The organism is Kitasatospora sp. NPDC056327 (assembly GCF_042261735.1).
GTDB lineage: Bacteria > Actinomycetota > Actinomycetes > Streptomycetales > Streptomycetaceae > Kitasatospora.
Map to the genome: position 1 here is coordinate 20,648 of NZ_JBHJRC010000072.1, position 10,142 is coordinate 30,789.

The window sequence follows — 10,142 nt, forward strand, 5'->3', positions numbered from 1 at the left end:
GCGATTCCTGCGGGGCCGCCGTTCGGCGTTAGATTGTGTCGTACTGACGAAAAGGGGAGAGCGTGATGGACGACCGCAGTACAGCCGGGATCGCCGATGCGGCGGAGGAGTGGGAGGTGCGGGGCGGCAGCACCCCCTTCCAGGGCCGGGTCACCGGGGTGCGCACCGAGGAGGTCCGGATGCCCGACGGCAGCTGGGCCCGCCGCGACTACCAGACCCACCCCGGCTCGGTGTCCGTCCTCGCCCTGGACGACCGGCAGCGGGTGCTGATCCTGCGGCAGTACCGCCACCCCGTCCGCCAGCGCCTCTGGGAGCTGCCGGCCGGGCTGCTGGACGTGCCGGGCGAGAACCCGCTGCACGCCGCCCAGCGCGAGCTGTACGAGGAGGCGCACTGCAAGGCCGGCACCTGGCGGGTGCTGGTCGACTTCTACACCTCGCCCGGCGGGACGGACGAGGCGCTGCGGCTCTTCCTCGCCACCGACCTCGCCGAGGCCGAGGGCGAGCGGTACGAGGCGCACGGGGAGGAGCTGGAGCTGGAGTCGGCCCGGGTGCCGGTGGACGAGCTGGTCCGGCTGATCCACGCCGGGGAGCTGCACAACCCCACCCTGATCACCGGCACCCTGGCGGTGCACGCCGCGCTGCGGAGCCCGGGCGGGCTGGACGCCCTGCGCCCCGCGGACTCGCCCTGGCCGGCCCGTCCCTTCTCCTAGCCGGGGCGTGTCCTGCGGATCACCGCCGGGCCCGCGACGCCGGGGCCCGTCCGACACGGTCCGCAGGACGCGCCCCGGGGCGTCCGTTTCCGCCCGCCGGGTTGATCCGCCGGGGTGATTGCCGGTTCGTACGACCGGATGTCACCTCGGCCGGGGCGGACGGCCGAACTACGCTTCGCAGACGGGGCGTCCGGTGCGGGCCGCCCCGGTGAGCGCTGGGTGACGTCGGGAGTGCGCGGGTGGCGAGGAAGACGGTGACGACGGAGGCCGGGCCCGGCGCGCCCGCCGGGCGGGTTCCCGGGCTGGACCGGCTGCCCGCCGGGCCCGCCCTGTTCGTCGGCCGGCGCACCGAACTGGGCGCGCTGCGGGCCGCCGCCGCCCGGCCCGCCGAGGGCCGCAGCCCGGTCCTGGTGCTGGCCGGTCGGCCGGGCTCGGGGCGCACCGCGCTGGCCGTCCGGTTCGCCGTCACCGTCGCCGCCCAGTATCCCGACGGCGTGCTCTTCGCCCGGCTGTCCGCCCCCGACGGCGGCCGGGTGCCGCCCGCCCGGGCCGCCCGCCGGCTGCTGGAGCAGCTCGGCGGCGACACCGCCGGCGTCCCGCTGCCCGGTGCCGCCGGGGACGGCCGGGACGACGCGGCGTGCGTCGCGCTGCGCGCCGCGCTGGCCGGGCGGCGCGTCCTGCTGCTGCTGGACGACGTGCGGGACGCCGGGCAGCTCTGGCCGCTGCTCGCGGACGAGCCGGGCTGTCTGGTGCTCGCCACCACCTCCGGTCCGCTCACCGGGATCGAGGACATCGACCCGGTCATCCTCGGCGGACTCGACCGGCCGGCGGCGGCCGATCTGCTCGGGGACCTGGTCGGCGGGACGAGGATCGGCTGCGACCCGGTGGGCGGGGCCGATCTGGCGGAGGCCTGCGGGTCCCAGCCGGCGGCGCTTCGGCTGATGGCCGGGCGGCTGCGCGGCAAACCGGAACTGGCGGTGACGGAGGCGGCCAGGGAGCTGGCCCTGGCCGTCGCCGAGGCGGCCGCGCCCGTTCCCACGGGGGAGGCGGCGGGCGCGGCGGATCCGGCGCCGGTGAAGGACCGGCCGGCCGGGGCCGGGGAGAAGGCCCCGGGGGAGGAGCGGGGAGCACGGGGGGACAAGGAGAGCAAGGAAAAGGGGAACAAGGGGCGCCGCGACGGCGGGGGTGCCAGGAACGGCCAGGGCGCGAAGGGCGGCAAGGGCGGCGAGGGAGCCGCCGCCGGGGACCGGACGGCCCGGGGGCCGGTGCCGGTGGCGGAGCCCCCGGCGGAGCCGGCCCGGGACCCGGCCGCCTGGGTGCGGCCCGCGCCGGAGCCCGCCGAGCCCGTACCGGTGCCGGACAACGACCCGCTGGTCGGCGCGTTCACCCTGGCCTACCGGGCGCTGCCCGCGGCCCAGGCCCGGATGCTGCGCGCGCTCACCCTGGCGCCCGCCCAGTGCGCGGACCTGCGCACCGCCTCCGCGCTGGTCGGCTGCCCGGCCCCGGAGGCCGCCGCGACGCTGGCCGCGCTGGCCGAGCGGGAGCTGCTCGCCGAGGAGCCCCCGGCGGCCGACGGCACCCCCCGCTACCGCGTCCCCGGCCGGCTGCACCCCCGGCTGGTGCGGCTGCGCGAGCGGGACGACCGGCCCGCCGAGGTGGAGCTGGCCCGGGCCCGGCTGCTGGAGCGGATGGTGCGGCTCACCGAGTCCGCCCGGGCGCTGCTGGACCCCTCCGGCGGGCCCGGCCCCGATCCGCTGCCCGGCCCGCTGCGGCTGACGTCCGCCGCGCACGCCCGGGCCTGGCTGCTCGGCGAGCGGGACCTGCTGCTGGGCGCGGTCGCCGACGCGATCGGCCAGGGCGACCTCGACGGCTCGGCCGGCCGGCTGGTCACCGCGCTGCTCCGGGCCCTGCCGCTGACCGGCGCGGCGGCCCCCGCCGACCTCTACCAGCTGCACGAGCTGGTGCTGACGGTGGCCGAGCGGCACGGCCGTCCGCGGCGGGCCTCCGCCGCGCTGCTCAACCTGGGCGACCTGCAGGCCGCCGCCGGGAGCTGGGAGCAGGCCTCCGGGCACTACCGGGCCGCCCTGGAGCACGCCAGGGCCGCCGACGACGAGGCTCTCTGTGCCCGCGCGCTGGAGGGCGCGGCGGGCTGTCACCGGGCGCTCGGCGACCCGGTGCGCGCCGCCGACTGGTACGGCCGGGCGCTGGGCATCCGGCAGTCGCTGGGCGACCAGGCCGCCGAGGCCCGGCTGCTGGCCAGGGTGGCCGAGGCGCACACCGCCCAGCGCCGGTTCGAGGAGGCGGACCGCGAGTACCGGGCCTCCCTGGCGGTGCTGCGGCGTCTGGGGGACGAGCACGGCCGGGAGGCCGTCGGGGCCGCCCTCGCCGAGCTGCGGGAACGGGCCCTCGCAGGGTGGTAGCGGGTGGTTCGGGAGTATTGTCGAAGATGCCCGGTCGGTGCCGCTTTGGCAGGAAGATCACGCAGGAAGCCTACGAACCTGCCAATGTCTCCGGCAGATTTATGCACTTTGGAAGGCTGACAGGCCGCCTGGGCTTCATTACACTCGAACTCAGTCGCGCAGCGAGCCGTGCCCCGGTGTCTTCCGGAGGCTTCCCCACGTGCGCGTCGCCCGCCGGTCTTCTCCGGTAGGGACCCCCATGGCAAGAGGACGTGTTTAGCCGTGAAGGTCGGCATCCCCCGCGAGGTCAAGAACCACGAGTACCGCGTGGCCATCACGCCTGCCGGTGTGCATGAGCTGGTCCGCAACGGACACGAGGTCTACATCGAGGACAACGCCGGCGTCGGCTCCTCGATCCCGAACGAGGAGTACGTGGCCGCGGGCGCCACCATCCTCCCCACCGCCGACGAGGTGTGGGCCACCGCCGACCTGGTGCTGAAGGTCAAGGAGCCCATCGCGCAGGAGTACCACCGCCTGCGCAAGGGCCAGACGCTCTTCACCTACCTCCACCTGGCGGCCGACCGGGCCGGCACCGACGCGCTGGTCGCCTCCGGCACCACCGCGATCGCGTACGAGACCGTGCAGCTCGCCAACGGTGCCCTGCCGCTGCTCGCCCCGATGTCCGAGGTCGCGGGCCGGCTGGCCCCGCAGGTCGGCTCGTATCACCTGATGCGTCCGGCCGGCGGCCGCGGCACCCTGCCCGGCGGCGTGCCCGGCACCCACCCGGCCAAGGCCGTCGTCATCGGCGGTGGCGTCTCCGGCTGGCACGCGGCCACCATCGCCATCGGCATGGGCTACGACGTGACCCTGCTCGACCGCGACATCAACAAGCTGCGCGAGGCCGACAAGATCTTCGGCACGAAGATCAAGGCGATCATGTCCAACGCCTTCGAGCTGGAGAAGGCCGTCATCGAGGCCGACCTGGTCATCGGCGCCGTGCTGATCCCGGGCGCCAAGGCCCCCAAGCTCGTCACCAACGAGCTGGTCTCCCGCATGAAGCCGGGCTCCGTGCTCGTCGACATCGCCATCGACCAGGGCGGCTGCTTCGAGGACTCGCACCCGACCACGCACGCCGAGCCGACCTTCCAGGTCCACAACTCGGTCTTCTACTGCGTGGCCAACATGCCGGGCGCCGTCCCGAACACCTCCACCTACGCGCTGACCAACGCGACGCTGCCCTACGTCGTCGAGCTGGCCAACCGTGGTTGGAAGGAGGCGCTGCGCCGCGACGCCGCCCTCGCCAAGGGCCTGAACGTGCACGAGGGCCAGATCACCTTCGGTGCCGTCGCCGAGGCCTTCGGCCTGGAGTCGGTCTCCCTGGAGTCCGTGCTCGCCTGAGCGTGACGCATGTCGCCCCCGGCCCGGTTTCCCCCGGGCCGGGGGCTTCGGCGTGCCCGCGTACGGGGGGTTCCGGCACCGCCCGGGAGCCGGTGTGAACGAGTGGTGAACCCGGTGGTGACGCCCGGGGCGGAACGGGTGGGTCGCTCTGTCGTCAATTTCCATCGGTCATGTCACCCGACCCCGGAAACGTTAGGGTCAAGGGCCTTCGCATCCCTTGACAGAGGGGTGCCCGATAGTCGACACATCCTGCCCACTACCGTGGATTGTGTTGCTGCGAACGCCTTGAACGGCCTAGAGTCGCAAACCGTCGGCATGCTGCCACGCTGACGAATCGACATAGAGTCCTGGATGCCCAAGGAGGTAAGACGACTTGTGAATGAGTCGACATTTGCTCCCGGGGGTGGTCAGCCAGGACTGGCGGAGCACACCGCCGGCCAGCCGAGTGGGGAGTCCGTGGCCAGGCAGGCGTCCGTGGGCTCGGCCGAGGTCGGCTCGGTCGCTCTCCGTACTTTCGAAGCACGCCAGAACACAGCACAGGTGACCACGGTGACCGACTACGACGCCGAACTGCCGGCCCACGGCCTGGCCTACGGCGAGTTCGCCTACGGCGCCTACGACGACCCCGACGCCGAGTACGAGCCGGACCCGGAGTACGCGGCCACGCTCGCCCCCGACGCCGCGCGCCAGCGCCGCGAGCGGATCGGCCCGACCGGGCGTCCCCAGCCGTACTTCCCGATCCCCGCACCGCTGGCCGAGCACGGCCCCGCCCAGATCATCGCGATGTGCAACCAGAAGGGCGGCGTCGGCAAGACCACGTCGACCATCAACCTGGGCGCGGCGCTGGCCGAGTACGGCCGCCGCGTGCTGCTCGTCGACTTCGACCCGCAGGGCGCCCTCTCCGTCGGTCTCGGCGTCAACCCGATGGAACTCGACGTCACCGTCTACAACCTGCTGATGGAGCGCGGGCTGACGGCCGACGAGGTGCTCCTGAAGACGGCCGTGCCCGGCATGGACCTGCTGCCGTCCAACATCGACCTCTCCGCCGCCGAGGTGCAGCTGGTCAGCGAGGTGGCCCGGGAGTCCGCGCTGGCGCGCGCCCTGAAGCCGCTGCTGCCCGACTACGACTACGTCATCATCGACTGCCAGCCCTCGCTGGGCCTGCTGACGGTCAATGCGCTGACCGCCGCTCACAGCGTCATCGTGCCGCTGGAGTGCGAGTTCTTCGCCCTGCGCGGTGTCGCGCTGCTCACCGAGACCATCGAGAAGGTCTGCGAGCGGCTCAACCCCGAGCTGCGCCTGGACGGCATCCTCGCGACCATGTACGACTCGCGCACCGTGCACAGCCGCGAGGTGCTGGCGCGCGTCGTCGAGGCGTTCGGCGACCACGTCTTCCACACCGTCATCGGGCGGACCGTGCGCTTCCCGGAGACCACCGTCGCCGGCGAGCCGATCACGACGTACGCGACCAATTCGGTCGGTGCCGCCGCCTACCGCCAGCTCGCCAGGGAGGTGCTCGACCGGTGCCGCCCCGCCGAGTGAGTCTCCCGGGTGCCGACGAGCTGTTCCGAACCACCGGCGGGATGGCGCTGTCGCCGTCCCTCGCGTCGCGTTCGGCCGCCGAGGCGCCCAGACCGGAGACCGCGCGGGCGGTCAACGGCGCCGGTGACGCGGACGGCGCCGAGGGTGCCGGCCCCACCGGCGGCGAGGGCCAGGAGCACACCGACGGCGGCGCCGGAGCGGCCGGGGAGCAGCCGGGGAGCGGACGAGGGACGCGCCGGAGCGCCGGAGCGCCGGGCACGCCCCAGGCGCCCGTTCCCGCGCAGCCGGGCGGCCAGGGTGCCACCGGGCCCGGCACGGGCGCGACGGGGGCCCCCAAGGCCGCACAGGGCGGTCGCCCGACGGCCCCGGCGCCCCGGCAGCACGCCGGCACGGCTGAGGACCAGGCGGGCGCCGCGGGGCGGCCCCGTCCGCGCGGCCGGGCGCCGCGCCGTCCCACCGGGCGCGAGCGGCACGACGAGAAGATCACCGTGTACGTCTCCGCCGAGGAGCTGATGGACCTGGAGCACACCCGGCTGGTGCTCCGCGGCGAGCACGGCCTGGCGGTGGACCGCGGGCGGATCGTCCGGGAGGCGATCGCGGTGGTGCTGGCCGATCTGGAGCAGCGCGGCGAGGCGAGCATCCTGGTGCGGCGGCTGCGCGGGCGCTGAGCACGTGCCTCGGGGCCGCGGGGGGTCCGGGGCGGTGCGGTGGGCGGTACGCGGGCCGGACGGGCGCCGAGCGGGCGCGGCGGGCGCCGGGGCGTGGTCCCCGGCCGGGCGCGGCCCGGCGTGTCGGCGGCCCCGGTACCGGGCGGGCCCCGCCGCCGGGTGAAGATGGACCGTCATGCCGAGCACGCCCGAGAGCCCCGTCGCCGCCCAGGCCGCCGCAGCCGTCGGCGCGGACGGGCCGCAGGGCGGCTTCCGGGTCCGGCTGGACAACTTCGAGGGCCCGTTCGACCTGCTGCTGAGCCTGATCGCCAAGCACCGGATGGACGTCACCGAGGTGGCGCTGGCGACGGTCACCGACGAGTTCATGGCGCACATCCGGGCGATGGGGCCGGACTGGGACCTCGACGCGGCGACCGAGTTCCTGGTGGTCGCCGCCACCCTCCTCGACCTCAAGGCGGCCCGGCTGCTGCCCGCCGCCGAGGTGGAGGACGAGGAGGACCTCGCGCTGCTGGAGGCGCGCGACCTGCTCTTCGCCCGGCTGCTCCAGTACCGGGCCTACAAACGGGCGGCGGCGCTGTTCGGCGAGCGCTGGGCGGCCGAGCTGCTGCGGCAGCCCCGCAGCGTCGGCCTGGAGCCCCGGCACGCGGGACTGCTGCCCGAGGTGGTGCTCGGCATCGGCGGTGAGCGCCTCGCCGAGCTGGCCGCGCGGGCGATGGCGCCCCGGCCGAAGCCGGTCGTCTACGTCGACCACATCCACACCCCGCCGGTGAGCGTGCGCGAGCAGGCGGGGCTGGTGGCCGGGCTGCTGACCGAACTGGGCGAGGCCAGCTTCCGGCGGCTGGTCGCGGACGCGCCGGACACCATGGTGGTGGTCGCCCGCTTCCTGGCCCTGCTGGAGCTGTACCGGGAGCGGGTGCTGGCCTTCGAGCAGCCCGACGCGCTGGGCGAACTGCTGGTGCGGTGGGTGGCGGAGGCGGACCGGGGCGCGGTCGAGGTGACGGACGAGTTCGACCGGCCGGCGGGCGAGGACGCGGCACGGGCGTCGAAGGGCGAGGAGGACGGGCGATGACGGGCGGGAACGGCGGCGCGGTCGGTGGTCGGCCGGCCCGGCGGGTGCTCGGGGTGCCGGGGCGGCCGCGCGCGGAGGAGTGGCTGGAACCGGCGCCGGGGGTCCCGGCGGGGGGCCGGGGCGGGCCGGGGGAGGACGGGCCCGGTGCGGGCGTGCCGGCGCCGGTGCCGGCGCCGGTGGAGCCCGTGGCCGTGGTGGAGCGCGCGGTGGCCGCAGCGGTGGTGGAGGACGGGCCGGCCGCGCCCGCGGTGGAGGACGGCCCCGGGCTGCGGGCGGAGCTTGAGGCGATCCTGATGATCGTCGACGAGCCGGCCGGCGAGGCCCACCTGGCGTCCGTGCTGGAGCGGCCCCGTGCCGAGGTCGCGGCGGCGCTGCGCGAGCTGTCCGCCGAGTACACCGCCCAGGGGCGCGGCTTCGACCTGCGGCAGGTGGCCGGCGGCTGGCGCTTCTACAGCCGTGCGGCCTGTGCGCCGGCCGTCGACCGGTTCGTCCTGGACGGCCGGCAGGCCCGGCTGACCCAGGCGGCGCTGGAGACCCTGGCGGTGGTCGCATACCGGCAGCCGGTGTCCAGATCGCGGGTCTCGGCCGTCCGCGGTGTGAACTGTGACGGCGTGATGCGTACCCTGGTACAGCGAGGACTGGTGGAAGAGGCCGGATCCGAGCCCGAAACAGGTGCGATCCTGTATCGGACGACGAACTACTTCCTGGAACGGATGGGGCTCCGCGGCCTGGACGAGCTGCCGGAGCTCGCTCCCTTCCTGCCCGAGGTCGACGACGTGGAAGCGGAGTCCCTGGAGGGCACGATGATCGCGGAGGCGGTCGCCGCCGCTGCCGCGCAGGCCGCGGACGGCAGTGGCGAGGCCGATCGGGCCGTGCCCGATCGGTAGGGGGCGGTGAGGTCGGCCGAAACGACCGCACAGCCCAGACGGTAACGACGTACGGACACTTTGATGCGTAGCAGTGGCAACGGCAGGAACAGCAGCGGCGGCGGCAGCGGTCGCGGCGGACAGGGCGGGGGCCGGGGCGGCTCCTACGGGGGTGGCGCGGGCCGCGGCGGCTCCGGTGCGCGCGGAGGTTCGTACGGCGGCGGGTCCGGCGGCGGATCCGGCGCGGGCCGGGGCGGTTCCGCCCCGCGCGGTGGTTCGTACGGCCGTGACGACCGGCGCGACGACCGCCGTGACGACCGGCGCGACAGCCGCCGCGACGACCGCCGCGACGACCGCCGCTACCCGGACCGCCCGCTGCGGCCCGAGGAGCGCCGGTACGACCGCCCCGAGTACGGCGGCGGCCCCAACGCCACCCCGGCCCGCGGCGGCTACGCCGGCCGCCGGCCCGGCCCGGCCCCGCGGCCGCGCCGCGAGGGCCAGCCGGCCCCGGGCGACCCGCGCCGCCAGCCGCAGCGCTCGCGCGAGCTGCAGGCCCGGATCGAGGACGCCGTGCTGGCCCGGCACGACAAGCCGGCCGTGAAGCTGCCCAAGACCTTCGGCGAGCCCGAGGGCGAGCGCCTGCAGAAGGTGCTGGCCCGGGCCGGCATCGGCAGCCGGCGCGCCTGCGAGGAGCTGATCGAGCAGGGCCGCGTCGAGGTCAACGGCAAGCGGGTCACCGAGCAGGGCAAGCGGGTCGACCCGCACAAGGACGAGATCAAGGTGGACGGCCTGACCGTCGCCACCCAGTCCTACCTGTTCTTCGCGCTGAACAAGCCGGCCGGCGTGGTCTCCACCATGGAGGACCCGGACGGCCGCCAGTGCCTGGGCGACTACGTGACCAACCGGGAGACCCGGCTGTTCCACGTCGGCCGCCTGGACACCGAGACCGAGGGCATCATCCTGCTCACCAACCACGGTGAGCTGGCCCACCGCCTCACCCACCCCCGGTACGGCGTGACCAAGACCTACCTGGCCGCCATCCAGGGGCCGATCCCGCGCGACCTGGGCAAGCAGCTGGCCAAGGGCGTCGAGCTGGAGGACGGCTACGCCCGGGCCGACAGCTTCAAGGTCGTCTCGAACGTCGGCAAGAACTACCTGGTCGAGGTGACCCTCCACGAGGGCCGCAAGCACATCGTCCGCCGCATGCTGGCGGAGGCCGGCTTCCCGGTCGAGAAGCTGGTGCGCACCCACTTCGGCCCGATCGCGCTCGGCGACCAGAAGTCCGGCTGGCTGCGCCGGCTGACCAACCCCGAGGTCGGTCAGCTGATGCGCGAGGTCGGCCTGTAACGGCCGGCCGGCCGTAGCGGCCGTTCCCCGGAAGGGGGGGGCCCCCGGGGGGGGGGGGGGGGGGGGGGGGGGGGGGGGGGGGGGCGGGGGGGGGGGGGGGGGCCGGCGGGGGGGGGGGGGGGGTTGCCGGAAGAGAGGTGGGG

General features: G+C 75.4%; 8 protein-coding genes. All 8 read left to right on the forward strand.

Annotated features, from left to right (window positions below):
* The first annotated feature begins 65 nt into the window (after positions 1 to 65).
* The 8 genes from ACFCX4_RS13485 to ACFCX4_RS13520 all read left to right on the forward strand — a co-directional run bounded on the left by ACFCX4_RS13485 (position 66) and on the right by ACFCX4_RS13520 (position 9,999).
* A complete protein-coding gene (locus ACFCX4_RS13485; RefSeq protein ID WP_376141606.1) occupies positions 66 to 710 on the forward strand; it encodes an NUDIX domain-containing protein in 645 nt (214 codons plus the stop codon).
* A gap of 239 nt (positions 711 to 949) precedes the next feature.
* Complete coding sequence (locus tag ACFCX4_RS13490; protein ID WP_376141609.1) at positions 950 to 3,130, forward strand: tetratricopeptide repeat protein; 2,181 nt, start codon at positions 950 to 952, stop codon at positions 3,128 to 3,130.
* 261 nt (positions 3,131 to 3,391) lie between these two features.
* Complete coding sequence (gene ald, locus ACFCX4_RS13495) at positions 3,392 to 4,507, forward strand: alanine dehydrogenase (protein WP_376141612.1); 1,116 nt, start codon at positions 3,392 to 3,394, stop codon at positions 4,505 to 4,507.
* A 474-nt stretch (positions 4,508 to 4,981) separates the two neighbouring features.
* Positions 4,982 to 6,049, forward strand: coding sequence for a ParA family protein (locus ACFCX4_RS13500; protein ID WP_376141636.1), 1,068 nt, complete (start codon positions 4,982 to 4,984; stop codon positions 6,047 to 6,049).
* The gene (locus ACFCX4_RS13505) at positions 6,046 to 6,717 is read left to right on the forward strand and encodes a hypothetical protein (protein ID WP_376141615.1); all 672 of its coding nucleotides are present in this window, start codon (positions 6,046 to 6,048) and stop codon (positions 6,715 to 6,717) included. Before ACFCX4_RS13500 ends, ACFCX4_RS13505 begins: the two co-directional genes overlap by 4 nt.
* 175 nt (positions 6,718 to 6,892) lie before the next feature.
* On the forward strand, positions 6,893 to 7,786 hold the full coding sequence (locus ACFCX4_RS13510; RefSeq protein ID WP_376141618.1) for a segregation and condensation protein A: 894 nt from the start codon (positions 6,893 to 6,895) through the stop codon (positions 7,784 to 7,786).
* A 293-nt stretch (positions 7,787 to 8,079) separates the two neighbouring features.
* Complete coding sequence (gene scpB, locus ACFCX4_RS13515) at positions 8,080 to 8,673, forward strand: SMC-Scp complex subunit ScpB (RefSeq protein ID WP_376141639.1); 594 nt, start codon at positions 8,080 to 8,082, stop codon at positions 8,671 to 8,673.
* A 63-nt stretch (positions 8,674 to 8,736) separates the two neighbouring features.
* Positions 8,737 to 9,999 carry a pseudouridine synthase gene (locus tag ACFCX4_RS13520; RefSeq protein ID WP_376141621.1) on the forward strand — a complete coding sequence of 421 codons (1,263 nt, stop codon included), beginning with the start codon at positions 8,737 to 8,739 and terminating at the stop codon, positions 9,997 to 9,999.
* Positions 10,000 to 10,142 lie beyond the last annotated feature (143 nt).

Excerpts from the sequence above, each read along its gene's own strand:
- ACFCX4_RS13485 (WP_376141606.1), top strand. The coding sequence starts at position 66 with ATGGACGACCGCAGTACAGCCGGGATCGCCGATGCGGCGGAGGAGTGG.
- ACFCX4_RS13510 (WP_376141618.1), top strand. The coding sequence starts at position 6,893 with ATGCCGAGCACGCCCGAGAGCCCCGTCGCCGCCCAGGCCGCCGCAGCC.
- ACFCX4_RS13520 (WP_376141621.1), top strand. The coding sequence starts at position 8,737 with ATGCGTAGCAGTGGCAACGGCAGGAACAGCAGCGGCGGCGGCAGCGGT.
- scpB (WP_376141639.1), top strand. The coding sequence starts at position 8,080 with ATGATCGTCGACGAGCCGGCCGGCGAGGCCCACCTGGCGTCCGTGCTG.